Source organism: Viridibacillus sp. FSL E2-0187 (genome assembly GCF_038006425.1).
Classification (GTDB): domain Bacteria; phylum Bacillota; class Bacilli; order Bacillales_A; family Planococcaceae; genus Viridibacillus; species Viridibacillus arvi.
The window spans coordinates 1,456,642-1,482,418 of sequence record NZ_JBBOVG010000001.1 but is presented as its reverse complement, the minus strand read 5'-3'; the positions used below and the strand labels follow the sequence as shown (position 1 = coordinate 1,482,418).

At 33.3% G+C, this 25,777-nt stretch carries 24 protein-coding genes; 8 read left to right on the top strand and 16 right to left on the bottom strand.

Features of this window, described 5'->3' with window-relative positions:
• Positions 1-211 precede the first annotated feature (211 nt).
• On the bottom strand, positions 212-727 hold the full coding sequence (locus MHH85_RS07065; protein WP_340706438.1) for a hypothetical protein: 516 nt from the start codon (positions 725-727) through the stop codon (positions 212-214).
• A gap of 243 nt (positions 728-970) precedes the next feature.
• Between MHH85_RS07065 and MHH85_RS07060 the strand changes: the two genes are divergently transcribed.
• Positions 971-1,711 (top strand): GTP pyrophosphokinase, encoded by a 741-nt coding sequence (locus MHH85_RS07060; RefSeq protein WP_340706437.1) that lies wholly within the window; start codon positions 971-973, stop codon positions 1,709-1,711.
• A gap of 79 nt (positions 1,712-1,790) precedes the next feature.
• On the opposite strand, the gene MHH85_RS07055 is transcribed toward MHH85_RS07060, so the two are convergent.
• From MHH85_RS07055 to MHH85_RS07025, 7 genes are all read right to left on the bottom strand, one after another.
• Positions 1,791-2,069 carry a hypothetical protein gene (locus tag MHH85_RS07055; RefSeq protein WP_340706436.1) on the bottom strand — a complete coding sequence of 93 codons (279 nt, stop codon included), beginning with the start codon at positions 2,067-2,069 and terminating at the stop codon, positions 1,791-1,793.
• 505 nt (positions 2,070-2,574) lie between these two features.
• Positions 2,575-3,414, bottom strand: a complete 840-nt coding sequence (locus MHH85_RS07050; protein WP_193740027.1) for a YitT family protein — start codon at positions 3,412-3,414, stop codon at positions 2,575-2,577.
• Positions 3,415-4,178: 764 nt separating this feature from the next.
• Positions 4,179-5,924 (bottom strand): glycoside hydrolase family 35 protein, encoded by a 1,746-nt coding sequence (locus MHH85_RS07045; protein WP_340706435.1) that lies wholly within the window; start codon positions 5,922-5,924, stop codon positions 4,179-4,181.
• Between the two features lie 52 nt (positions 5,925-5,976).
• A complete protein-coding gene (locus tag MHH85_RS07040) occupies positions 5,977-6,246 on the bottom strand; it encodes a hypothetical protein (protein WP_340706434.1) in 270 nt (89 codons plus the stop codon).
• A 218-nt stretch (positions 6,247-6,464) separates the two neighbouring features.
• Positions 6,465-8,438, bottom strand: coding sequence for a S9 family peptidase (locus tag MHH85_RS07035; protein ID WP_340706433.1), 1,974 nt, complete (start codon positions 8,436-8,438; stop codon positions 6,465-6,467).
• Between the two features lie 567 nt (positions 8,439-9,005).
• Positions 9,006-9,857, bottom strand: a complete 852-nt coding sequence (locus tag MHH85_RS07030; RefSeq protein ID WP_340706432.1) for a leucine-rich repeat domain-containing protein — start codon at positions 9,855-9,857, stop codon at positions 9,006-9,008.
• Positions 9,858-10,014: 157 nt separating this feature from the next.
• Positions 10,015-10,320 (bottom strand): hypothetical protein, encoded by a 306-nt coding sequence (locus tag MHH85_RS07025; RefSeq protein WP_340706431.1) that lies wholly within the window; start codon positions 10,318-10,320, stop codon positions 10,015-10,017.
• A 290-nt stretch (positions 10,321-10,610) separates the two neighbouring features.
• Here MHH85_RS07025 and MHH85_RS07020 point away from each other — a divergent pair, with 290 nt between their 5' ends.
• Genes MHH85_RS07020 through MHH85_RS07005 form a run of 4 tightly spaced genes read left to right on the top strand, consistent with a single transcriptional unit; the run spans position 10,611 to position 14,924 of the window.
• A complete protein-coding gene (locus MHH85_RS07020) occupies positions 10,611-10,817 on the top strand; it encodes a DUF3311 domain-containing protein (RefSeq protein ID WP_193740034.1) in 207 nt (68 codons plus the stop codon).
• A gap of 24 nt (positions 10,818-10,841) precedes the next feature.
• On the top strand, positions 10,842-12,260 hold the full coding sequence (locus tag MHH85_RS07015; RefSeq protein WP_340706430.1) for a sodium:solute symporter family protein: 1,419 nt from the start codon (positions 10,842-10,844) through the stop codon (positions 12,258-12,260).
• 33 nt (positions 12,261-12,293) lie between these two features.
• Entirely contained in the window at positions 12,294-13,235 is a 942-nt protein-coding gene (locus tag MHH85_RS07010) for an AEC family transporter (protein WP_340706429.1), read from the top strand.
• 12 nt (positions 13,236-13,247) lie between these two features.
• Positions 13,248-14,924 carry an amidohydrolase gene (locus tag MHH85_RS07005; RefSeq protein WP_340706428.1) on the top strand — a complete coding sequence of 559 codons (1,677 nt, stop codon included), beginning with the start codon at positions 13,248-13,250 and terminating at the stop codon, positions 14,922-14,924.
• A gap of 58 nt (positions 14,925-14,982) precedes the next feature.
• Here the strand turns inward: MHH85_RS07005 and MHH85_RS07000 are convergent, their stop codons facing one another.
• A complete protein-coding gene (locus tag MHH85_RS07000) occupies positions 14,983-15,702 on the bottom strand; it encodes a GntR family transcriptional regulator (RefSeq protein WP_340706427.1) in 720 nt (239 codons plus the stop codon).
• A 550-nt stretch (positions 15,703-16,252) separates the two neighbouring features.
• Here MHH85_RS07000 and MHH85_RS06995 point away from each other — a divergent pair.
• Positions 16,253-17,929: an amidohydrolase gene (locus MHH85_RS06995; RefSeq protein WP_340706426.1), complete on the top strand. Its 1,677-nt coding sequence runs from the start codon at positions 16,253-16,255 to the stop codon at positions 17,927-17,929.
• Positions 17,930-18,035: 106 nt separating this feature from the next.
• On the opposite strand, the gene MHH85_RS06990 is transcribed toward MHH85_RS06995, so the two are convergent.
• Both MHH85_RS06990 and MHH85_RS06985 read right to left on the bottom strand, forming a co-directional pair.
• Positions 18,036-18,887 (bottom strand): M15 family metallopeptidase, encoded by an 852-nt coding sequence (locus MHH85_RS06990; protein WP_340706425.1) that lies wholly within the window; start codon positions 18,885-18,887, stop codon positions 18,036-18,038.
• Positions 18,888-18,949: 62 nt separating this feature from the next.
• Positions 18,950-19,372 carry a hypothetical protein gene (locus tag MHH85_RS06985; protein WP_340706424.1) on the bottom strand — a complete coding sequence of 141 codons (423 nt, stop codon included), beginning with the start codon at positions 19,370-19,372 and terminating at the stop codon, positions 18,950-18,952.
• Positions 19,373-19,654: 282 nt separating this feature from the next.
• Between MHH85_RS06985 and MHH85_RS06980 the strand changes: the two genes are divergently transcribed.
• A complete protein-coding gene (locus tag MHH85_RS06980) occupies positions 19,655-20,032 on the top strand; it encodes a hypothetical protein (protein ID WP_193740042.1) in 378 nt (125 codons plus the stop codon).
• A gap of 60 nt (positions 20,033-20,092) precedes the next feature.
• Here the strand turns inward: MHH85_RS06980 and MHH85_RS06975 are convergent, their stop codons facing one another.
• The 4 genes from MHH85_RS06975 to MHH85_RS06960 all read right to left on the bottom strand — a co-directional run bounded on the left by MHH85_RS06975 (position 20,093) and on the right by MHH85_RS06960 (position 24,473).
• Positions 20,093-20,869, bottom strand: a complete 777-nt coding sequence (locus MHH85_RS06975; protein WP_340706423.1) for a hypothetical protein — start codon at positions 20,867-20,869, stop codon at positions 20,093-20,095.
• 211 nt (positions 20,870-21,080) lie between these two features.
• A complete protein-coding gene (locus MHH85_RS06970) occupies positions 21,081-21,740 on the bottom strand; it encodes a carboxymuconolactone decarboxylase family protein (protein ID WP_340706422.1) in 660 nt (219 codons plus the stop codon).
• Between the two features lie 29 nt (positions 21,741-21,769).
• Positions 21,770-22,954 (bottom strand): MalY/PatB family protein, encoded by a 1,185-nt coding sequence (locus tag MHH85_RS06965; RefSeq protein ID WP_340706421.1) that lies wholly within the window; start codon positions 22,952-22,954, stop codon positions 21,770-21,772.
• Positions 22,955-23,036: 82 nt separating this feature from the next.
• The gene (locus MHH85_RS06960) at positions 23,037-24,473 is read right to left on the bottom strand and encodes an APC family permease (RefSeq protein WP_340706420.1); all 1,437 of its coding nucleotides are present in this window, start codon (positions 24,471-24,473) and stop codon (positions 23,037-23,039) included.
• A 356-nt stretch (positions 24,474-24,829) separates the two neighbouring features.
• Here MHH85_RS06960 and MHH85_RS06955 point away from each other — a divergent pair, with 356 nt between their 5' ends.
• Positions 24,830-25,288: a MarR family winged helix-turn-helix transcriptional regulator gene (locus MHH85_RS06955; protein WP_340706419.1), complete on the top strand. Its 459-nt coding sequence runs from the start codon at positions 24,830-24,832 to the stop codon at positions 25,286-25,288.
• Between the two features lie 190 nt (positions 25,289-25,478).
• Here MHH85_RS06955 and MHH85_RS06950 read toward each other — a convergent pair whose 3' ends face one another.
• Entirely contained in the window at positions 25,479-25,679 is a 201-nt protein-coding gene (locus tag MHH85_RS06950; protein WP_340706418.1) for a hypothetical protein, read from the bottom strand.
• Positions 25,680-25,777 lie beyond the last annotated feature (98 nt).

Below are 25,777 nucleotides of genomic sequence, written 5' to 3'. Positions count from 1 at the left end.
TAGTACAGATGACTATATTATAGCATCGAACGGGGTAGCTTGAACTAGATAAGGTGAGCTGGAATATATCGCTTTTTAAACAATCGGAACTCGGCTTGGAGAAGTTGACATGTCATGTCTCATTTTTATTTTGCCTATGTAAAAATTCAACATTGATTAATTTGAACAACAAAAAGCACTAGAAGTTTTTCTGTACCTTTCACATTGCATACTATTGAACATTTAATGCAATTACATACGAAACTCTACCTGCTTTCCAAGTAGCCAAGATTTCATATATCGTTTTACCTTTTTCTTCTACATCGTCAAAATCTTTATAAGAGGCGATCACGTTATTTTCGTTGTCCCAAACTCGTATTTCGTATTCAATTGGTTCTTTTTCAAAATTAAGTTTTATAGGCTGATTCAGATTAACACCAATAGCATCTTCAACATTAAGTATTTCTGATGGTGGCAAAGAATCTGCTTCTATACCCATTGTTTGTCCTGTTTTAGGGTCTAAATAACTCCAACTATAACCCCCACGGTTTGTATTAATAATTTCTTCACCTACAGTAATTGTTAATACTGGTGGCTTCTCATTAGAAGTGACTAAATTAGCTCCTTGAGATTTTTCATCACCATTTGAAATCTCATTTTGTTCGTTAATACTTGCTTTTGAATTACTACATGCTACTAATCCACTTACTAGAAATAATGTTATACCTATCAGTGAAATTTTTTTCAAAATCACACCCCCTTAAATAGACAAACGCTTTTATCGTAATTTGGTTTCTAATTTAATCCCCCCATAAGAACTCATTTAAATATTTCGTCCACTCTTTCTAAACATTATTTGTATCCCCTAATCCTTATTACAATATTTACATTTGAAACGGTTTTTCTTAGAGATTTAATTGATGCTAGTGTATGATATATACGGAAATAGATTGAACCATTTTATTTACTTCTGAAAGGTGTAGATTTTCCAATGACATATTTAATAGAGCAACAGAATATGAAAGAACTTCGAGTAGAGCTAACTCGTTTTATGCTAGCCTATAAATTTGCATTAGATGAAATCGGGACTAAGGTTCGTATTTTAAGAGAAGAATTCAGATTAATACATGAATATAATCCAATTGAACATGTCAATACACGTATTAAAACTCCAGAAAGTATTATGAAAAAAATGCAGAAAAAGAATATCCCTGCAACATTGGATGATATTCGTGAAAACATGAGAGATATTGCGGGTATTCGAATAACATGCTCTTTTGTTTCTGATATTTACATCATTAATGAAATGATCCAGGCTCAATCTGACGTCGAAGTCATCGAAGTAAAGGATTATATTAAACATCCAAAGCCTAATGGCTATCAAAGTCTTCATGTTATTTTGAAAATCCCTGTCTTTATGTCAGATCGTGAAGAGCATGTGTACGTAGAAATGCAAATCCGTACGATTGCAATGGATTTCTGGGCAAGTTTGGAACACAAAATCTATTATAAATACAATAAACAAGTTCCAGAACGACTAACAAATGAGTTAAGAGAAGCCGCTTTTACTGCAGCTGAACTAGACCATAAAATGGAACGACTAAATAAAGAGATCAATATCTTAAAAGAAATCGAGCATGATGATCAAGATAATCTATCATTAGAGGATACAGGATCAACGAAAACGATGATTCAGATGATGAAAAGGATTGCTTTGGATAAGCTGAAATAAAAATAAAACAAAAAAGGTGCTGCCCCTAAAAGTCAGTTTTCACTGGCTTTGGGTCAGCACTATAAAAGATAAATCATTATTAGATCACTTGATGTTTTTTTGTGTTACTGAAAAAGGTTATGCAAATAGTGAATATAGCAAACATCACAATTGGACTTCCTAACAATAAATAAGCAAATCCTTCAAATCCTCTTACTATTGCATATCCATATGCAATGAGTACTACACCTAAAGCCAATGGTGCCAACGTGTAAATGTTAATTGTTGTTCTAGAGCACCCTTTTTTCCTCAACAACGATGCTATAACCGTCAGAACTACACCAACGATAATGCCAAATAATAAAGGTAAAAACATCATATACAGTTCCCCCTTCTTGTTATGAAAATACCATGAATTGGAATGTATTTCAACATTTACATTTCATCTCTTATTTAGGGACAGAAAAAATTTGAAGTTCACGCTAGAAATTTGAATAAAGATTGATTAATAATACCCAACAAGCCAGCAATTTACGATAAATAAAAAGAGTCCATTTTGATTTATCAAAATGGACTCTTTTATTGTTGTATTAAGGTTGATCTTTATAAAAAAATTGATCATTTTCTGCCTTTGTTGTTAAACAATCGTGCCCTTTAATGGATTAAACAAATATTAACCATATTTTTTTATATGGTGCAATATAACTCTTTAGCTAAACCTTCAGATAATCTCCATCCAGAAGCAAACTTTTTTACAAGAGAATTGTCAAAATAAGAAGCCATTAATAAAGGGCTTCCTTTGCCTGTAGATTTGTAATTCAAACAGGTAGATATCTATCTAATACCAATTCTACAAATTATATCTCTTTTCAAACAACCTTTTACTAAGCTTTAGAAATATCAATAAACCCTTCACCGAACACATCACGAACATCATGTATAGCGATGAAAGCATTCGGATCAGTGGATTGAACAATCCGTTTCAACTTGATTACTTCTTGCTTACTAATAACAATATAAAGAATTTCCTTTGGGGTTTTTGTGTAATAACCATGACCTGAGTATACGGTTACCCCTCTGTCCATTGATGTAGTCACCTGTTTGGCAATTTCATTCGGTTTATCAGAAATAATCGTAATGGCCTTCTTCGAATTCAATCCTTCGATTACAAATTCCATTACTTTCGTTCCTACATATAGCATAATAATTGTCAACATCAGCTTTTCGGCACCAATGATAAAATAAGATGAAAAAGCAACTATTAAATCAAAAAACAATAGACCATAGCTGATGCTCCATCCTAAATACTTTTGTGTTATCCTTGCTAAGATAGTAGTACCTGCTGTTGTTCCGCCAACCCGAATAATTAGGCCAATCCCGCACCCTACAAATATTCCTCCAAAAATGGCATTTACCATCAATTCATTAGAATCAATATTCCAGCCTTCTGTCAGATGAAGAAAAAGCGAGTTAGAAACTACAGCAATAATCGTATAAATCGTTGTTATTTTATTCAAAAATTTATAACCGACTATTAACAAAAATGCATTCAGAATTAAGTTGACTAAACCTGGTGACCACTCAAATAAATAATAGGTAATAATCGTGATACCAGTTACTCCTCCCTCACCAAGCTCGTTCGGAATAACAAATAAATTAACACCTAACGCAAAAATAAATGCACCAATAATGATAAAAATAATGTCTGTGGTTCTTTTTTTCATATACTACCTCACTGCTTATAAAAATATTTACTACGAACAAACTCTCACCATTATATCGTGGAACAGATAAATCGAACAGTAGTCTTTTATTTATTTTAATAAAGTATTTTAGTAAACTTTATTGCAAATTACAAAATTTGTTATTATTTATCGATCTTTATTTTAAATTACCAAACTTTATTCTAAATCTACACAAGAGAAGACGGAGTATCTTTTATATGCAGTTCAGCACCTTTATTACTGAAATCATGATGCTTACTATACAACTTAATAATGTTGCTTAATGCTTCTTTGTATAGGAAGCAATATTGCCAGCAACTATGTAAGGTTCAATACCTTTCCTAACCTCTTCAAACTTACAAATATTTTCTTACATACAGTACCCCAACCAACATACGAGTTAGATCGACTATACCTCGGTTTTTATTTTAAGTATGCTCAATTATGAAAGTTTTAATCGCTTTCAGCAAACTCTTCCCCTACCGGTTTTCATACACTTTTATATCCAGAACAAATTGAATGTGTACCAGAATAAAGTTAGAGAGAGAGGTAAATAAGGTGGATAGAGAATCCAATTGAGTGAAAAAAGAGCCTGAAAAAATATTCCCAGCATCTAAGAGATTTTATAAGATTATACCTTTTCTTAAACTAAACTGCTTTTTTAATTGAATAAAAAAAAGAGCTGTTAAAACAGCTCAAAATTCCCTAATAATGCCCTATTATATGAAATCGGCTTGAATAATCGATTTCATAGTGCTTCTTATTTAGCCTAATTTATGTTCATTAATGAGTGAAATGCTATCATTTTCATGTTCATGGAGTTCAAAGACAATCAGTTCATTTTCACGTTTTTTCAACAGTGGGCCAGGTAAGTATAAGGTCTCCTGCGGACCAACCTCCCAATATCTCCCAAGATTAAATCCATTAATGAATACAACCCCTTTTTTCCAGCCAGGCAACTCAACAAATGTATCTCCAATCTCCTCAACATCAAATTTTCCACGATAGAAGGTAGGGAGACCTTTATGCTTAACTGCGTCTTTCTTAAAAACAAGTTGTTCAATATTATCGAGAGGTAATGTATAAATTTCCCAATCTAATAGGAACTGGTAATGGAATCGAACACCACGGGTAATCCCCTTCATATCATATAACTCAGGTCCATAATTCACTCTCCCCATATTTTCAACGAGAATTTCCAAAGTGGCCCCTTCTTTAGGAATCTCAATATCAAGCGAATTGTTGTCCCACTGATCAATTAAACCGATATATTGTCTATTAACGAATACAAGTGCTCTATCTTTCACATCCTTAATGGTTAATGGAGCTTTTTCATGTGGTCCATTAATAAAAGTCTGATACAATGTAAATCCGTAATTCTGACCCAATTCTTCCATTGTTTCTGGATTTGCACGGTGAATTGGCTGAGAAATATTTTCTAGCGCATCGAATAGACTAATAGATTCTTCCATTTTTACGGAACCATAACTCATTTTCGGTATCGGTGCCGGCAATACAAGTTCACCAATGTCTTGAAGTTTAGCAAGCGCCTCTCTGACAGCATAAAATTTAGGAGTAATATCTCCTGCCTCACTGATTGGACAGTCGTAGTCATAGCTGGTAACCGTAGGTAAATGCTTGCCGTCATAATTAGCACCGTTATAGAAACCAAAGTTCGTTCCACCATGGAACATGTAAAAATTAACTGAATTTCCTTGTTCAATCATTTCGAAAAAGGTTTTGGCTGTCTCATGAGGATCCCGTGTATGATGCTCCTCACCCCAATGGTCAAACCATCCGTTCCAATATTCCATAACAATATTAGGTGTATCCGGGAAATGTTCCTGCAATTTTCCAAAAGACTCTTCTGGCCTCGAACCAAAGTTTACGGTTGCCAAAACATTTTCGACAGTTCCACCTTTTAGCATTAAATCTGATGGACCATCTGATGTGAACAATAACACATCAATGCCACGCGAAATCATACCGTCTCGCAAATGCTTTAAATATGCCTTGTCATTACCAAAACTTCCATACTCATTTTCTACTTGCATGGCAATTATAGGGCCGCCATTTGTAGACAATAGCGGACGCATTTTTTCTAACAGTACATCATAATAACGATCCACTTTTTCTAAAAATGGCTCATAGTATGAACGCACGCGCATATTTCGATCAGCAAGTAGCCAAGCTGGCAAACCGCCAAACTCCCACTCCGCACAAATATAAGGACTTGGGCGGACGATAACATATAAGCCCACTTTTTCAGCAATCCGAATGAATTTTTCAATATCTGCAATTCCTGAAAAGTTAAATTCCCCTTCCTTCGGCTCATGCAGATTCCATGCCACATATGTCTCTACACAATTAAAGCCACATGCTTTCAGCTTTAGCAATCGATCCTCCCAGTATTCTGGGACGATTCTAAAGTAATGTATCGCTCCAGAAATAAGCTGAAATGGCTCTCCATCCAAATATAAATGCTTTCCTTTTACCGTTAAATTAGACAAATGACTTCTCTCCCTTTTAGTTTGTGTGTATGTACAAGAATAGACCATTTACTTAAGTCTCTAATTCATTACTTGACCTTGCTCCTCCAACTTTGGCTATTTTATGCTGAGAATTTTCATTTTTTAAGCGATCAGATAAATCTACACCTAATGTTATTCTTATCTCTCTGTCTATTTCATTATTAAAATAATCTGGTTCTCTAAAGCCATTTTTACAGATATCTCTATCCAATAAGAAACTGATAGCAAACAGTAAATTTATTTTACTTACATCGTTCATACCAAATACAACATTTTGATTTCTTAAATCAAAATGTTCCAAAGTTACAAAAATTCTATACAGTTAGACTTTTAATCTTCATTAGTATCCCCTCTATTTAATATCTTTTTATCTATTTGAAAAATTTCACATTACTATTATAACATTCAGAAAAATCAAAAAGAAGTAATAACTTCAAAGATCACTTTGAGGTTATTACTTCTTTTAATTTAATCGGTATAAAATCTAGCTTGTATCATGTGAGGTTATCCATTTATTAATCATAAAACCCTAAAATCTTTCATACTTTCTCCAAGAATATAGTGTGAAAACCACATTAAATTCTGCTTCATAATAGCCACATTAATTCCTGGCTGATCAGAACTATATGCCATTCCTTTAAAGATTATTAATTCTGTATCAACTTCCATATCTCTTAATCCTTGATATAGCTCGTATGCATTTAGAATTGGAATTCTTGCATCCTTTTCGCCATGTTGGATTAAGGTGGGAGTACAGGCTGATTTAATATACGTCATTGGTGATGTTTTCGTATATATATCTGGATCATTCCATGGAGTGTTTCCTAAATACATCCTAATAAAGTAAGGGATATCTGTATTTACATAATGGGTACTCCAGTTAGTAATTCCACCGCCAACTGAAATAGCTTTAAATCTATTACTAAATGTAGAACAGAAAGCTGATATATATCCCCCATTGCTCCATCCCATAACCCCTACTCTATCCTTATCTACAATCCCTTGATTAACTAATTTATCCACTCCAGATATAACATCATCGTAGTCAGCAATTCCCTGTTTTCTATAGTTTGCTTTTAAGAATTCATTACCATAACCAGAACTTCCTCTGTAGTTTGGCTCTAAAACTATAAAACCTTTTTCGATAAACTGTTCAATGGGATATTTCTCATTAAAGCAGTCTGAAAATATTGGAAAGGATGCCCAATTTGGACCACCGTGGATTACTACTAATAAGGGATATTTTTTATTTGAGTCAAACTCTACTGGGGTTGATAAAACTCCCTCTATTTCAAGTCCATCACTACTTTGCCATGAGATTTTTTCTCTGTTACTTTTATGCTTTCCTTTGAAAAAACTATTTTCATTCGTTATTTTTTTATTGTCTAAATAGATTTCAAAGGTTTCATTTGTTATCGCCTTATTATTGGATAGATGATTTCCATCCCTTGTTATAGAAGCCTCCATTACAAAGCCATCTACTTTTTCACTTAACATTTCCACAGTGCCATTCTTAGTTAACAACCCAATTAGGTAATTAGTTTTATGCTGCCATCTAATTAATATTCCTTTAGCTGTCCACCGTAATGGAATAACCGTGCTATCAAAATCTGTTAAAGGTTGAATTAGCTCTCCATTATTAATATCATATATCTCTAATGTACTGTCTTGTATATGGTTCTTATAGTAATCCTTCTCCATTATGCTTGCTAAGTAACATATTTTGCTGCCTTCAGGAGAAAAGCAAACACTCCCTCCCAACAACTTATCTATATTCAGCTTTTGTAGCTCTGCGGCTTTAATATCTAGTATGTATAGATCTCCATTCATATAATCTCCCATGTTTGGGCTTGGTGTAGCCATAAATACAACCTTTTTCCCATCATTTGAAATATCAAATTCATGGATATGAAAATCCTTACCATCGGTTAGTTGATAAACAACGCTATTTTCGTGTTCATCTTTATCATTTTGTATCACTTTTTCTATTTCAATGTAATATAAACAATTATTCTGGTATTCCTTACCTATATGATGGAAATCACCATATAGTTCCTTACGTTTCTTTATCTCCTCAGATTCTATTGACTGTGCAACATAATAAAAACCCTTGCCAGTTGGCTCCCATTTGAATTTACTGACCCCTTCTTTCTCATCAGTAATTTGAACTCCACTATAACCATCTATGGACTTAACAAAGATCTGATTTTTCTTATTATCCCCGTCACCAACTGGGCTAAGGTATGCGATATCTCTAGAATCTGGAGACCATAATGGGTTTGTACTATCTATATCCCTAGTTGTTAATGGGGAACACTGCCCCTTTTCTTTTTCATATATCCATACATGATTCCTATACTTATTGTCTTTCCAGTTAGCTGTCTTCTTGACAAACGCTACGTTTTTGCCATCATCACTTATGTTTGTACCTGATAAGTTTGGTAATGAAATAATCTCTTCTATACTTAGATATGTTTTTTCATGCATTTTCATTAATAAACCCCCTCCTAACTATAATCATCGGTTTTTATTTTCCAGTTCAAATTCATATAACCTAATTCAATTTGAAAAAAAATCTAGAATATTTAACCCGAATATAATAGTTATAGCTTCAAAAATATCATCCCTAACATCCTAATTAGTTAAATAGGTCATTAGTAGTTCCTCTTTTTCTCTGTGCGAACTATAATTCACATCTTTTTCTACTAAATTGCCTTTGGATAAATCCGGCTTTCGTTCATATCAATTTATTCTAGCAATCGAGATAATACTCCTTCTTCAACTAAACTGCCCCATTAGTTAAAGTATATTTCTTTACCATCTTTATAGTGATATTAACATAAATATCCAACAAAAAAATCATCTCCCCTCTAAAATCTAAAGAGGTACGATGATTTTAATCAAACTTTATTACTAATAAGCTATCTTTTTTATAAGGCTACAACAAATTCCAAAGAAGTAAAACGGTACAACTTTATTTCAAATCTACAGAAGATTCTATTGCCATTGTTTTATTCCGCCTTTGTATAAATCATTAGAATATTTATATAAATTAGTTGTTTACAAATAAACGATACAACCGTTTTTCTCTATTTTTTCTAACCATTTTGGTATTTCCAAGTCATGATTCCACCTTAAATCTAAACGTTCTAACCCTTTCATGTCCATCAAAGATTCCGGCAGATCTGTGAGATGATTACTTCTTAGATCTAATTCCAATAAATTTTCTAGATTTCCAATTTCATCGGGTAATGCAGTCAATTGATTATGTCTCAAATTCAAGCGTCTTAACTTATTACAATATTTAAGTGATTTTGGTACTTGTTTTAATTGATTTTCTTCCATATCTAGTACTCTTAATAACTTCAAGCTTTCAAATAATTCTGGGAGAGTACTGAGTAGATTATTTCTCAAATGAAGCTCTCTAATATTTGTTAACATTCCAAAGCTTTCAGGAATGTTTTGAAGTTTGTTATTCATTATGCGTAACTCTACTAGATTGGTTAATTCACCAATTTCTGATGGTAATTCAATGAAATGATTATCACTTAAATTTAAATATTTTAGCTTTTTAAGGTGCTTAATCTCTGGTGGGATCGTTTCAAATTTATTGTTGTGAAGATATAAATAATCCTCTAAATTCGTAAGGTATTCTATTTCAGAAGGAATTTTTTCAATCTGATTGTGCCCTAAGTCCATCATTGTAAGTTCGTTTAATTTTTTTATATTAGGTGAAATTTCTTTAAGCTTATTTGCAGAAATATTTAACACCTTTAAATTATTCATATTATAGATTCCTTCTGGAATTTCGCTAAAACTATTGTCAAATAGATTAATAGCTGCAATTTCTTGCAATGGTAGTTCTATGTTCGGCAAAGCATTTAGCTCTGCATGGGGTAAGTTAATTTTCATGTAATCTCCTCTTGTTTTAGTTACCCTTATTCAACTTCTAAACACATTAATAGTTTATTTACATTATTTCACAAACCTAAATGAATTCAAGAAAAAAAATCTGTTCAGTCATCACCATAATGTGACTAGGTTTGCCGCAAAAGGATAAAAGCCATATTTACAGCTTTTTTAATATAAAGCTTCTTTTACCGTATGTAAATTTTTTCAGCATGTGAATCCTAATAAACTTTACTTCCAATTTTCTTCTGTACTGCTTGCTCAACAATTCTAAAGGAGTTGCTGATACCACTTTATCTTTAGCAGTTTCGACAATAAGCTTTACTTTTACTCTTTGTTCACCCTCTACTTCCTTAGTGATTTCTTCCTTTACTTGAATTTCTGTTGTCTCACTTACACTAAAACATGCTAACACAATAGTTCCAAGTAACATCCCTGGAAAAGGTATTTCTTCATCATCACTCACCTCGGATGTAAAATTAGAAAATATTAACTGATAGTATTATATAATATTTTGGAATATTTTAGAAAATAACTAATCAACGTTTTTAGTTTGAACTTCAAAAGTTTTCAAAATACATTTTTCCCTGCTTTAAACTCAAAAAATCTTCTTCGCCCATTTTTCCTATTGACACATTGTTAACAATATAATTATACTAAGTTTTAAATAAAGAATATTCAGAATATTATATACCAACTGGTACGGACGTCATGATGAATAGTTCTTTAATTATAAAATAAGAAAGGAGGATTTACATGACTAAAAAGCAATTTTTCAATGTTCTTGTAGGTTTAGTTATTCCTTTTATAGGTATTATTGGTGGCGTTATCTTATTTCGTCATTCTGAATTTTTTGTTCTTGGCTTCCCAATTTTGTATTTTTGGATGTTCTTATGGTTTATACTCACGTCAATTTGCATTTCTTTCTCATGGTATTTCTTTGACCGCAAAGAGTTTGGATAATTACTAGATAAGGTGGGGTGGAATATGGGGTTAGCAATATTTATTAGCGTACTTATTTTTTCATTAATTTTAGCAGTTTTATCAAAAGGAAAAGCAAAAAAAGGAGACGTTGCTGATTATTTAGTTGGCGGTAGATCATTTAATGGATTTATTCTATTTTTCTTAGCTATTGGTGAAGTATATAGCATCGGGACTATTATTGGTTTTCCTGGAGGTATTTATGCTAAAGGAACAGGTTATGGTCTGTGGTTCCTCGGATATATTCTATTAGCCTATCCAATCGGTTACTTTTTATCGCCGCTCATCTGGCGTGCAGGTAAAAATTATAATGCTATGACCGCACCTGATTTATTTAAAAGTCACTTTTCAAGCCGTGCTCTCGAACTTATTGTTGCAGGTGCATACTTGATCTTTTTAATACCTTGGGGACAACTTCAATTCGAGGGGCTAATTGTTGCTTTGAATGCACTTGGATTTAATCTACCCCCTAGTGTTGCGGTGTTTATAGCTGGATCGATTGCTTATATTTACATAGCAATCTCTGGTGTTAAGGCACCTGCAGTTATTTCTATTTTAAAAGATATTTTACTGTTTGCTGCAATTATTATTGTTGGCTGGGCTGCATTTTCAAAATTGGGTGGTGTAAATGAATTATTTACAGCCGCAAAATCACACGGTGCATCTATTTCATTTGGATCATCAGGTGAAGTAACGTTTTCGGTTACAACCATTATTTTCCAGGCACTAGCTTTTTACTGTTTACCGTTTATTGTGAACGTTGTATTTACGAGTAAATCAGAAGGAACTATTAAACGCGCACAAAGGTTCATGCCACTTTATATGTTAATGTATCCATTTTTAATAGCTTCTTCTTATTTTGCTTTAGTTGCATTACCTAATATTAAAAATCCAAATCATGCTTTTATTGCTACTGCTATTGATCTACTGCCTTCTTGGGTAGTTGGACTTGTAGCTGCAGGAGCTGCTCTTTCTGGTCTATTAGTATTGGCAGTAACATCTTTGGTGGTAGGGGGTATTTTCACTCGAAACATTGTAAAGGACATCCCTGAAAATGCACAGCGTAAGTGGTCACAAATCGTCGTTATCGTCTATTTGTTAATTTCTATGGTATTAACCGTTTCATTGCCAAGCTTAATGCTAAATCTTATCAACACTGCTTATTTTGGATTCGGACAAATTTTACCTGGGATACTAGCTATATTATTCTCAAAACGTGCTACAGCTACAGGAGTTGGATCAGGGATTCTTACTGGGATCGCAGTAGCTCTATTCCTTCATTTTTCAGAGATTAGTATATTCTCCATTAATAATGGACTGATTGCATTATTCTTTAATTTCACTGTTACCATTATCGTAAGCCTAGCAACATCCAAAAACGTGCAACTTCTAACTCCGATGGCTACAATACGTACTCAAAAATAGAATGTTAATCATGATTTTAGGATGTGGTGTTTTGTGGAGTATTCAATCGTTTTTGAATCAATTCTATTAATTGGCTTTATGATTTTCATAGGAGTAATTCTAGCTTATATTACTCCTCTCAATGATAATACGAAGCAAACATATACGAATATTATAGTTAATGTAGCTATGCCTTGTATTATATTAACAAGTATTTTTAAAGTAGATATTAATCATAATATTCTTCGAAATATTATGTTAGTTTTCGCGCTCTCTCTCCTAATCAATCTTTTTGGCATTGGACTTGGCTGGATATTAGCAACTATTTTTTACCCTGATAAAACATTTCAGAGAGAGATTGCTTTATTATCCGGATTAGGCAATACAGGTTTTATTGGCATTCCTTTATGCGCAACATTACTAGGTCCAGAAGGCGCTTTATATGCAGCTATTTTTGACGCTGGTGTAGATTTAGTAATTTGGACAGTTGGAGTTATGATATTAAAAAAATCAACTTCCTTTTCACTTAGTTCTCTAAAGACAATGATTAACATTCCAACAATTGCGATTGTCCTCGGTTTAATATTTGCCTTTATTAATTATCGCCCACCGGAGATTTTTGTTAATTTAACAAGTCAACTGGCTGCACTTGCTTCACCTTTAGCAATGTTCTATATCGGACTATTAATCATGTCCATAAGCAAAACGCAATTTTATAGTGTGAAAAGTAAAATCGTTATTCCTACAGTTATTAAATTAGTGGGGTTACCATTTGTTGTATTTATACTTATTGTATTGTTAAACCTTGATGGCATGATTTCGAAAGCTTTGTTGATTCAAGCCATGATGCCTGTATTAACACTTGCATCCATATTGTTTACTAAATACGATGCTGATGATAAGTTTGGTGCAATTACAACGGTTATTTCTACGGTCATTTCTTTAATTTCTATACCTTTAATACTTTTCTTATTTACTAAATTTAATTACTTTTAGGGGGATGAATATATGGTAATGGTAGATATGCTTATTAAAAATGCTACAATCTTAACTTTAGATGAAGAAGGAAAGCGTGCAGATTTTCTAACTTCATATAAGGGGAAAATTACTGGAGTTTGGGACAAAGATGAATTTAAAAATGCTCAAAGTAGTTTATCACTTGAACACAACTATAAAGAGTATGATTTAAAAGGGAAAACACTAATTCCTGGATTTGTAGATACACATAATCACATATTAATGTACGCTATAAATAAAGTACAAGTCGATTGTTCACCTAATAAAAACAAAAATATCGCTGATATATTATCTAACCTAAAGAAATTTCATGATGTTAACCAAAATGAACAATGGATTTTAGGTTATGGCTATGATGATACAATGTTAAAGGAAAATCGCCATCCAACAAGAGAAGATTTAGATAAAGTAAGTAAGGAACGACCTATTTTTATCAAACATATATCTGGTCATTTAGCCGTAGCTAATTCTGCTGCTCTTGAAATTGCAAAGTTAAACGCTACTATCAAAGATCCTGAAGGTGGCCATTTTGGACGAGATGATCAAAATAACTTAAACGGTGTTCTATATGAACCAGCTGTTATGGATTTAGTTTTTAAACATGTTCCTATTCCATCTAAAAAAGATTTAATTGAATTATTACGAAAAGCATCCCAAGACTATGTTGCTCAAGGTATTACAACAAATACTGATGCTGGTATCGGTTTCCTAATAGGTCCTGAGGAATACGACGCTCATATCGATGCAATAAAAGAAAAAGCAAACCCAATGCGAATGCGTTTTATGATTATGGGTGATTTGTTATTAGAGGAAGGTGTTTTCGAAAGTTATAATGCAGCGAAACTCAACGAAAAAATAGTAAAAGATTCTAATGGAATGGCAAAGCTTGATAGCGCGAAACTATTCCAAGATGGCTCGATTCAAGGTCTAACCGGTGCATTACGCACCCCTTATCATTGTGATGAGGAGTTATATGGGGATTTAATATTCAGTCAAAAAACCTTAGAAGATATGGCATTAAATTTTCATGGCAGAGGATTTAGAATTGCGACTCACGGTAATGGAGATCGTGCGATAGGCTCAATAATTGAAGCTTACAAAAAGGCAATTGACACCTCGCCTCGTCAAGATCATCGTCATCGCATTGAACATGTACAAACAGCTACTAAAGAAGATTTACTTACTATGAAAGAATACGAAATCGCGGCCTCGTTCTTCATTAATCATGTTTATTATTGGGGAGACCGACATAAAAACATTTTTTTAGGGCCTAAAAGAGCTGAAAGAATTAATCCTGTAAAAGAAGCTGATGATTTAGGATTATTATATACTTTACATTCAGATTGTCCTATTACACCTATATCCCCACTATTCTCTGTATGGGCTGCTGTAAATCGACTTACAAGAGACGGTATTGTTCTTGGTGCAGATCAACGAATTGATGTGGAAACTGCTTTAAAATCAATGACAAGTTTTGGTGCAAAGCTTAATTTTGAAGAAGAAGAATTAGGCAGTTTAGAAGTAGGGAAATTTGCAGACTTCGTAGTATTAGATCAAGACCCAACAGCTATAAATCCTATTAATATTAAAGATATTCAGATTTTAAGTACCATTATTAATGGCGAAGTTGTTTATGAAAAAGCAGAAGTTGAGTTTGCACTTAAATAGTTCCTTTAAAATAAAAAGCACTATGCAATAATGATTGCGTAGTGTTTTTATTGTTCTTTCATTTTTTTATTCGCTGAGATCTAAAGTGGAATGAGTACATATTAGGATTATAATTTGCAATACAATATTCTATTAAATCTCCCTCTATATCATAAACAAATCGTTCTAGATGGAGAGTATTATTCCCCTCTGCTATTTCTAGAAGTGTTGCATCCTCTTTTGACAGTACTTGACTAGAAATAACTTCTTCAGAATCATTTAACTGAATATGTAATTCATCTTCTAATAAATCATACAATGTACCTTCATTTATATTTAGTTGAGATAATTTAATACCTAATTCTAAAGGATAATACTGTGTTTCAATTGCCATAGGGACATTGTCTGCAAATCTTAAGCGCTTAATTAAGTATGCTTCTTCAAGCTTTATCGCGTCTTGCAATTCTTCAGGAACTTTAATAATGCCATGTTCTATTAACTTTGTACCAGGTTGCATGCCCATGTCTTTAATAATGTCAGTTGTACTAATTAGGTTCCCCATCCAATAATGGATTGGCTTTTTAGAGATGAATGTACCTTTTCCATGTCTCTTTTCAACAACACCATCTACAACCAATTGAGATATTGCTTCCCTTACAGTACTTCTACTGACATTATATTCTTCCATTAATTCACGTTCACTAGGGATTTTTTCTTTAAAGCTCCCTTGCGTTATTTTCTTTTCGATAATTTTTCTTAACTGTACATGTAGTGGAATCGGGTTATCTGGATTAATCAATGCTTTGGACTCCTTTCTTATTTTACAGAGTTCAATATCCATTTCTTTTATATCTAAATAAATAAACTATTACACCAAATAATACCACATAAATTCCTTATATAAGTCATCTTCTAATATTCAAATATAACTATTTACTTAGTTTGTTTTTATCTCATTAGAATCTCTAAACAAATGATAAAAATAAAAAATCCCCTAAGAAATATATATTTTTTAATCGCTCATATATTTCGCAGCTACATCTAACGTATGGAGTATTGTGCTTAAGTCTTTGAGACCTAGCTGTTTCATCTCTCGTAGATGCGAGTATATTCACTTTATAAATTGTAAAGGATATTAGTAAAAACGAATAATTTATTGGATTAATACTAACTTATTTAACTCATCCAAATATAAGTGGATTTTTGCAAAATCAAACATTTCAGCGAGAAGATGCAGTTTTCATAATTTATTATCCCCACGGTTAATAAACTAGTCCATTTAATAATCTTTCTATTTATACACATACTTTTACAAAAGCTTACTTAATTACATTTAGGAGGATGATTGTTTGATTTTGGTTGATTTACTCATAAAGAACGCAACAGTCTTAACTTTAGATGAACATGGAAAACGAGCAGATTTTCTTTCTTCATATAAGGGTAAAATTACAGGAGTTTGGAACAAAGAAGAGTTTGAAAATGCTCAAAATAGTTTATCGTTTGAACAAAACTTTAAGGAGTATAATTTAAAAGGGAAAACACTAATTCCTGGATTTGTTGATACACATAATCACATATTAGCGTACGCTACGAATAAAGTACAAGTCGATTGTTCACCTAATAAAAACAAAAATATCTCAGATGTACTATCTAATCTAAAGGCATATTATGAGGAAATTCCTGATGAACGCTGGATTTTGGGGTATGGCTATGATGATACGATGTTAGAGGAAAATCGCCATCCTACAAGGGATGATTTAGATAAAGTAAGTATGGAAAGGCCTATTCTCATCAAACATATTTCCAATCATTTAGCAGTCGCCAATTCGGCTGCTCTTGAAATTGCAAAGTTAAATGCTACTACCAAAGATCCTGAAGGTGGCTATTTTGGTAGAGACGAACAAAATAACTTAAACGGTGTACTATATGAACCCGCTGCAATCGATTTAGTATCTCAACATATACCTGTACCAGATATAAAAGATTTGAGTGAACTGTTACGAAAGGCATCTGAAGATTATGTAGCTCAAGGAATTACAACGAATACGGATGCTGCTCTCACCTTCTCAAGAGAATATCCTGATTATGATGCTCATATTGATGCAATAAAAGAAAAAGCAAATCCAATGCGAATGCGTTTTATGGTCATGGGTGAGTTGCTATTAGATGGTGGTATTTTCGCAAATTTCAATGCTTCTGAGCTCAACGATAAGATTTTAAATGATTCGAATGGAATGGCAAAACTTGATAGTGCGAAGCTATTCCAAGACGGTTCCATTCAAGGTCTAACAAGCGCACTACGTAAACCATATTATTGTGATAAGGATTTAGTTGGGGAGTTAATTTCCAATCAAAAAGATTTGAATAATATGGTATTAAATCTTCATAACCGAGGATTTAGAATTGCAATACATGGTAATGGAGATCGTGCAATAGGCTCCATAATCGAAGCATTTAAAAATGCAATTGATACCTCACCTCGTCAAGACCATCGTCACCGTATTGAACATGTTCAAACAGCAACTAAAGAAGATTTAATTACTATGAGAGAATATGATATAGCTGCCTCTTTCTTCATTAATCATGTTTACTATTGGGGGGATCGACATAAAAATATTTTCTTAGGTCCTGAGAGAGCTAATCGCATTAATCCATTAAAAGAAGCTGATGATTTGGGGATTTTATATACTTTACATTCAGATTGCCCTATCACGCCTATATCACCACTATTTTCTATATGGGCCGCTGTAAATCGACTTACAAGTGATGGTGTAGTACTTGGTCCAGATCAAAGGATTGATGTAGAAACCGCATTAAAAGCAATGACAAGATTTGGAGCTAAACTCAATTTTGAAGAAGATAAAACAGGAACTATTGAAGTCGATAAATATGCAGATTTTGTTATTTTAGATCAAGACCCAACATCAGTCGAACCAATTCTTATTAAAGATATTCAAATTTTAAGCACAATTATTAATGGCGAAGTTGTATATGAAAACAAAGAAGCTGAATTTGAACTTGAATAGTTTGTTTTAAAAATAAGCACTATGCAATTGAAATTGCGTAGTGCTGTTTAATGCTCTTTTTTGTTTATAGCGTCAAATTTTACTGGAATTTGTTATATCAATAGAATCACTTCGTAGGTACATCTAATGTTGGATGAGTTGTACTCAAATCGTTGTAATGCCACCATTCTGAATTGATTGTTTTAAAGCCCGATTGAGTCATAATCTTTGTTAAATAGTCCATGTTTTTTTGCGCTGTTCTAGAGTTCCCTTTATAGGAACGTCCTGCATTAGTAGAAAATGAGTCGAATTTGGTTGGCATTTTTAGTTCTTTACCCTTTGAATCTACCAATGTCACGTCCACACTGACTCCTTTACTATGGTTAGAATCTAATGCAGGATTTGCGACATAGTTATGGTTTTGAATTTTGTTGTACATTTCCCATTGCACAGATAAAGGTCTATAAACGTCCCAGATCTTAATCTTATACCCATTTTTATGTGCCAATTGATTGGCTTTTTTTAATTTTGTTGCTGTCGATTTTGCCACTAATGCTTTACTGTCTTTTGGGTATAATGCATATCCCATGAAGTTTTTCTTTGTCGCATATTTTAAATCTATGACAAAGCCATCTTTCTCTGATAATTCAACAAGACCCGCATCCATATAATTTGCCGGTGCTGATGTTAGGTATTTACCAGAGACCCAACCTATTTTACCGTTAGCACTTACTTTGTACCAACCTTTAGAGTACTTACTCGCTTTCACAAATATCCCTTTTTCAACTGTCATGATTTTTTTGTATTTTGTGCCGATTCCTTTTCTCATATTCACAGCTGTTGTTGCTTTTAAAGTTTTATTTAGGGACTTTTTAGCTTGTGAAGCTTGAGCAGATGCTGTCTGTGATAACCCAGCGATACCAAGAGTAAACAGTAAGCCAAGCACCGAGCTAGCAATTAAGATTTTTTTGATATTCAATTTCAAGTTCAGCTCCTTATGTACTTTGCAGCTTTGGAGAATTCACTATTAATCTATAACCTTTATTTAAGCAATACATTGATTGATGATTCATTTGTATTAGCTTGAATATACCAGTTAATAGAAAGTATTTGCTCTAGAATAGGTTGCTCTTCTTTTGAAAGATTTAAATCCATTATTCCTGAATCACAAAGCTGATAGTCTTCACCTTCTATTTTATGAAAACGGAATTTCAATAAGCTTTTCAGTCCATTGAATGTTAAAAATTTCACTGAATAACCTTGAGTTAATGCACTTTCAAGAGTATTTTTATCATCTTGAAATAAAGCTACTAAATCATCTAAGTTAAGCGTTGGATCATTTTCTTTCCAGTTTTCCATTTGTTGTTTTTCTAATCCCTCAAGAATTTGTTCATTTGAAATGGCATTATCACGTAATTTTTCGATTGTAAATGCATTCATCATATTAATTGCTACTACTGACATTGTCATACACCCTCTACTAAAATATTTTTCAGAATATAAAAACAATAACATTAGGCGTACATTTCTTCAATATGACGCATGATAAAAATACTTTGAAGATTGATTTTTTTGACTACGGAGAATCGTCTTCAACTAAGATGGATTACTATACTTGCACATTAACTTCCTCACTTTTCGAAAAACAATTCTATACAAAATTAAATTTCAATTCCTCGAATTATAAGTAATGATATCGAATTTCGCGAATATACATGTATTAATACTAAAAAGGAGATGGATCGATTGGGTGCTAAATGGATTAAGATTGCTGTCCTGTACTTCGCGTTAGGAATTGGTTATGGTCTGTTTATGCATTACACTATTCAGTTGAAGTGGGCTGCAACACACGCTCATATTAACCTTGTCGGATGGGTTTCCGCTGCCATTATTGGACTTATTTATTCTGTTTATAAGGATGCAGGCGAGACGACTTTGGCTAAGGCTCAATTTTGGTTATTTAATATCGGTTTACCGTTCTTATTATTGGGCATGATCTTTATTTATGTGGATGTTCCACGCGGTGTTATGGAATTATGTGTATCGGGTGGTGGTTCAGCAGTCGCTTTATCTGTTGTCCTCTTTGTTGTAAACGTATACAAAAATGTAAAACCTAAAACTTAACGTCTCCTCAAAACAGATTCCTATCAATATTAGGAGTCTGTTTTTTTGTTGAAATTACATTTAACTAGCTACCTCTTCATACCAAACCGCATTTGCTAATGCTTGAGTTTGAATACTCTTTGTCAGACGCTTGATTGCAGTATAAATTGCTCCATGTAAATGCCTTATTCTTCCCCGTTTATATGCATGAATAATTGATAGTAAAGCATTTCGATATAAATCTTCATACGCTTCTAACGAAATAATTCTGTCGACTGCTGCTTTTGCTTTGTAAATAGTACCCGTTATGCGGTAAAGCTCCTCCATTTGGAAAAACGGTGCAATTACTTGAATAGCAGAAGGTAGTTTTGTAATTAAGCCATCTTTTAATGCCATTCTTTCATTTTCTTTTTCAGTTGATTCACATATTTCTGTATCATATGTATTTTTTATATTGCTTGTTTTTATAAGGGCTTCTTTGGGCGGACATTGCGGTAGGACATCTGCTTTTGGCGCTTGAATGACAATAGCATTTGACGATTGCCTTCGATCTCCATTATGTCGCTTTAATGTATATTGCTTAATAATGCCAAGTGATTCTAATGTATTACAAGCACGACGCACGGTCCGAATATTCACCTCCAACATATTAGCCATTTTTGATTTCGCTAAATAACAAACACCAATATATTTACAGGCAAAACGCGCAAGTAAATCTAAAGTGGCATGTTCTGATTTAGTAAGCTGATTTCTGAAATTCTGTCGATGATTATTAACTACTTCGTTTAATTTGCTAATTGATTTAAATGATTGAAGTTTTGAATATGTTTCTGCGGTGTTAAGTAATGTGGATGTCATTAGTTTATTCCCCTCTCCCTTTATTAGTTATATAGAGGGTTTTGGGTGATAAGGGGACAGGGGGTGGGGATTTATTCTTCAAGTAATTATGGACCAACATTTATGCATGCAAAACACCTTCAATAAATGTCGTTGTAACTACTGTGACAATTACGAAGGTGTTCTAACTTTTCCTAATTATTAAAAGGTATTCAACAATAGCTCCCTAATCTTAAGAATCGTATGCACTCAAAGCATTTACACTGTGTGCCAATGCAGAACCTGCTTTTAAAGCTGTGGCAACCAATATCGCTTCTGCCATTTCTTCTTTGGATGCTTTAGCACCCTTAGCTCCTTTTACATGACCATCAATACAATACGGGCACCCTGTAGTATGGGCTACTGCGACGGCGATTAACTCCTTCTCCTTTACAGTGAGTAATCCACGTTTCATCGCCAGTTTATCAAAAGTGAAGAATGCTCCAAACGTTTCTTGATTCAATTCGAGAAACTCTGACATTCGTTTAATATAGGATTTCTTGTATAGTTCTTCCTCTTCTATTTGATCGAACGCATTCAAAGCATTTACTCCATGGGCAAGTGCCGAACCAGCCTTCAAGGCAGTTGCCACCATGATAACCTCGGCCATTTCTTCTTTTGTCATCCCGAGCGTTTTTGCCTTCTTTACATGTGAATCTATGCAATACGCACATCCAGTTACATGTGCAACAGCTACCGCAATAAGTTCCTTCAACTTTGCAGATAGTGCACCCTCTTTTAAAGCATTACTATTAAAAGAGGAAAATGTTTTAAATGCTTCCGGTGCCAAATCACCCATCTCAGCTAGTCTACTCTTATTTGATTTCTTATATAAAGTCTGCGAATTTGTCATTTTCTTTACCCCCAATTTTTTTATTTAAATCATTTATTAGCTACTATTGAATTGACCGCTTCTTCTATTTGCTTTACAGCTCTTTCAACTATTGAACGGGAGCAAGCGAGGTTCATCCGTACAAATCCCTCACCACCTGGGCCAAATACGTGACCTTGATTCAACGCAACTTTAGCTTTAGATAAAAATAGTTTTTCCAACTCTTCTGTACTAAGCCCTAATTCTCGACAATCAATCCAAGCCAAGTAAGTTGCTTCTAATGGTAGAACTTTCAGTATTGGTAGATTGGTTTCAAAATATGATGTGATAAAATGCAAATTTTCTTCTACATAGTCCAGAACTTCATCCAACCATTGCTCACCATAATTATAAGCAGCCTCTGTAGCAATCGCCCCAAATGAATTCGAATTACCAATAGCGTACTTCCCTGTTTCAGTTATGAATTTCTCTCTTAAAGTATCGTTAGGAATAATGATATTTGATGTTTGTAGACCTGCTAGATTAAATGTCTTACTAGGAGCCGTACATATGATACTATTATTTGCAAACTCCTTTGAAATCGCAGCGAATGGCGTATGTTCAGCAGGCTTGAATAAAAGATCAGCATGAATTTCATCTGACACAACAAGGATGTTATGTTCAGTACAAATTTTGCCGAGTTGCTCTAGTTCGGATTTAGTCCAAACTCGACCACCAGGATTATGCGGATTACAAATTAGGATCATTTTAACCGAAGAATCAATTTTTGAAATCAAGTCTTCAAAATCCATATAGTATCTGTCATCTTTAAAAATGAGAGGATTATATACAATTTGTCGATTATGATTTTCAATTACTTTCATGAATGGATAGTAGATTGGTGGCTGTACAATGATCTTGTCGTTTGGTTCACTAAAAGCTTGAACAGCTAGACTTAATGCAGACACGACACCTGGCGTATGACAAATCCATTCTTTTTCAATTGTCCAATTATGTCGATTTCTCATCCAATCAATTACTGCTGTATAATAACTATCTTTCTTCGTCGTATACCCGAAAATACCATGCTCAGCTTGAGACTGTATTACTTTCACTACTTCATCTGGTACTCTAAAATCCATATCTGCAACCCAAAGCGGAAGTAAATCTTTCTCACCGAACAATTCCTCTGTTGCATCCCATTTCGCAGATGCACTGTTATATCGGTCAACTACTTTGTCAAAATTATATTTCATATTAATTCATCTCCCCGTCTTACTATTCTAACCAGCTATTTTGAAAGGGCTTACATTTTTATCTACAAGTTTAAGTCCTTCATCAAACTTTTGAACTTTCTCCAACTATTTCAATACTCTTCTCAGAAGTTATTGCTAACTCTACAACTGCATTTGTAACTTCTTCAGAACTACTGTCTGGTTCATTTTCAAAGCCTAAATTTCTGTTAAGTCCATACTTAGGATTGTTGCCGATAATATTTACGTATAATGCAGAAATAACCATGAAGGCAATCGCACCTATGATGATCTTAAATGATAACGAAGTTATAAGTAGGTACCCTTGAAAAAATAATAAAGCTATCCCAATATATACAACTGTATTTAACACTTTAGGAGGTAGCTTAAATTTAGCCTTTTTATAACGTTCAGGATATTTTTTAGGTAATTTTGTTGAAGCAAATACTGGTATCATGTTAGCTAATAGTAAAACTCCTGTACCTAATGCCGAAATTACCCCCAGAGATAAACCTGTGATGATCGGAATAACTCCAATAATATAGAACAAAGTCAACAACCAATGTGGCGTTCCAAACTTTTCATTCACTTTCCCTAATGATTTAGGCAACCAACCATCTTCACATGCAATCATTATTCCTTTTGTAACCCAAGATAGAGTTGCATTCAACGTAGTAGCTAAAGCAAACATCGCCCCACCCACCATGAAGAAAATAAAAAGTGGTCCTGGTAAAACTGTTCTTGCGACATCAGTCAAAGGTTTGTTAGCAACATCTGCAATTGGTAATACTCCCGCAGCAATTGTTGCCATAAAAGCGTAGAGCAAACCTACTCCCAATGTTGTTACTATAATAGTCAAAGGTATATCTCTTCCTGGATTTTTCATTTCTCCACCAAGCTCGGCAACAACTTGTGCCCCGCCAGTAGCAAAAGAAAGTAATCCGACTGCCATAAAGAAGCCAACAAAACCACTAGGAAACATATCTACTGAATTGAAAACAGAATAATTAATTTCTGGCATTCCCCATACAACAAATACAATTAGAGCAAGAAGTAGAACTACAACCATAACTTTCTCTACACGTGCAGCAAATTGCACCCCTACTAAATTTGCAATAAAAAATATTGTAATAAGTACAAAAGCGACTAGTTTGAGTGGTGCAGATGGAACTAATCCTTGAACATATTCTGCAAATGATATAGCAAACATCGCTAATGTTAACTGACCAAGCATAAATAACGTTAACCAAAAGAAACCTACTTTAGGAGATAAAAGTCGACTTGTGTATCTGTACAGTCCACCTGTAGTAGGTATAGCCGAACCCATAACTGCAATAGGTAAAACCATGAATAATGTAAAAAATGATGAAATAATAAATGCTAAAGTTACACCACTTCCGGTCATACCTATTGCAATACCAGTTAGAGCCATTACCCCAGCACCGATAATTTGCCCCACTCCAATGCTCATAACATCTGATAATCCTAAAACTTTCTTCAATTTAGATTCTTGACTGGCCATGTACATACACCTCTCCTTTTCAGATCTAAATTTTTAATTGTCAAAAATTAGATTAGTAATGAAATAACTTAAATGTTTTATACCGACCATTAGCTAGATTAATAATTTTGAAATCGCATACCCCCTTCAATTCAATGAGTTACCAGGTATTGAAAATTAGTATAGCACCTTAACTAATAACGGTCAATAAATAATCTGAAAATTTAAATAATTATACAAATCGTTTATTTTGGTTCTATTTTTAGTTTTAATATCCCTCATTTCTAAATGAATAGAATTCTAATATGCTATACTAATGACATAAAACTTACTGTTTTTTCGAAATAATCATTCAATAAATTACGAGGGGGATTACAATGAGTAAAGAGAAATCATTCCATGAAATGATGGAAACTATCTATGAATTATCTAGACATATTAGTTCTTATGAAAGTATTCCGAGAAAGTACGGAACTGATGATGATCTTTTTATGGTTGAAGCACATACAATCAATCTGATTGGCGATAAAACTCAAACGAATATTTCCGAATTATCTAGATTAACTAATAAAACAAAAGGTGCACTTTCACAAATGGTGGACCGTTTAATAAAAAAAGATATGTTAACAAAAACTAAAAATCCACTTGATAATCGAGAAGTCATAATCCAATTAACAAACAAAGGTAAAGTTGTCTATGATTTTCACAAAGAATTAGATAAAGTAAACTATCGAGAGTTATTAAAAGGACTTGAACAATTTTATGAAGAAGATTTTATTAAGTATGAAAAAATTTCATTCATTCTACTAGGACTAATGCAAGAAAATACGAAATAATTTATGGATAATTCATTTTTGTATTGCCGAATAGTTCTCGGGTTTTATTAATCTTTAGACAATTTTTTAGATGATGAAATAAATTCAACATGCATCTTATTAGTTACATCACTAACCCTAAAGTTTAATATCGTTTTTTCGGGACTAATAACTGTTTCTATGATTTTTTGTTATTCATTAAAATGCTTTTTTAAAATGTATAATCTATTCCTACAAGCAAGCTTTCATGTAAATAAATATATCTTCCTCCTTCAACATCTACCTCAGGAACCCCCTGCCTTACTACCTTACAGGCAGTTTGTTGCGTTAACTCGAATGATTGTTGCGCAATCTCCGTTGTTTGTTGCACTAAAACTATCTTTTGTTGCGCTAACTCCATCGATTGTTGCACTAACTCGGTCCTTTGTTATTTAGCAGAATATTCACGTCTTCTGAGCACACTAAACCCATGTTATAGTTGATTAAAAACTGGGCTAGTAGCAACAAAAA

Excerpts from the sequence above, each read along its gene's own strand:
- MHH85_RS06955 (WP_340706419.1), top strand. The coding sequence starts at position 24,830 with ATGAGTAAAGAGAAATCATTCCATGAAATGATGGAAACTATCTATGAA.
- MHH85_RS07050 (WP_193740027.1), bottom strand. The coding sequence starts at position 3,414 with ATGAAAAAAAGAACCACAGACATTATTTTTATCATTATTGGTGCATTT.
- MHH85_RS06985 (WP_340706424.1), bottom strand. The coding sequence starts at position 19,372 with ATGTCAGTAGTAGCAATTAATATGATGAATGCATTTACAATCGAAAAA.
- MHH85_RS07055 (WP_340706436.1), bottom strand. The coding sequence starts at position 2,069 with ATGATGTTTTTACCTTTATTATTTGGCATTATCGTTGGTGTAGTTCTG.
- MHH85_RS06960 (WP_340706420.1), bottom strand. The coding sequence starts at position 24,473 with ATGGCCAGTCAAGAATCTAAATTGAAGAAAGTTTTAGGATTATCAGAT.
- MHH85_RS07020 (WP_193740034.1), top strand. The coding sequence starts at position 10,611 with ATGACTAAAAAGCAATTTTTCAATGTTCTTGTAGGTTTAGTTATTCCT.
- MHH85_RS07030 (WP_340706432.1), bottom strand. The coding sequence starts at position 9,857 with ATGAAAATTAACTTACCCCATGCAGAGCTAAATGCTTTGCCGAACATA.
- MHH85_RS06965 (WP_340706421.1), bottom strand. The coding sequence starts at position 22,954 with ATGAAATATAATTTTGACAAAGTAGTTGACCGATATAACAGTGCATCT.
- MHH85_RS06970 (WP_340706422.1), bottom strand. The coding sequence starts at position 21,740 with ATGACAAATTCGCAGACTTTATATAAGAAATCAAATAAGAGTAGACTA.
- MHH85_RS06975 (WP_340706423.1), bottom strand. The coding sequence starts at position 20,869 with ATGACATCCACATTACTTAACACCGCAGAAACATATTCAAAACTTCAA.
- MHH85_RS07015 (WP_340706430.1), top strand. The coding sequence starts at position 10,842 with ATGGGGTTAGCAATATTTATTAGCGTACTTATTTTTTCATTAATTTTA.
- MHH85_RS07035 (WP_340706433.1), bottom strand. The coding sequence starts at position 8,438 with ATGAAAATGCATGAAAAAACATATCTAAGTATAGAAGAGATTATTTCA.
- MHH85_RS07005 (WP_340706428.1), top strand. The coding sequence starts at position 13,248 with ATGGTAATGGTAGATATGCTTATTAAAAATGCTACAATCTTAACTTTA.
- MHH85_RS07060 (WP_340706437.1), top strand. The coding sequence starts at position 971 with ATGACATATTTAATAGAGCAACAGAATATGAAAGAACTTCGAGTAGAG.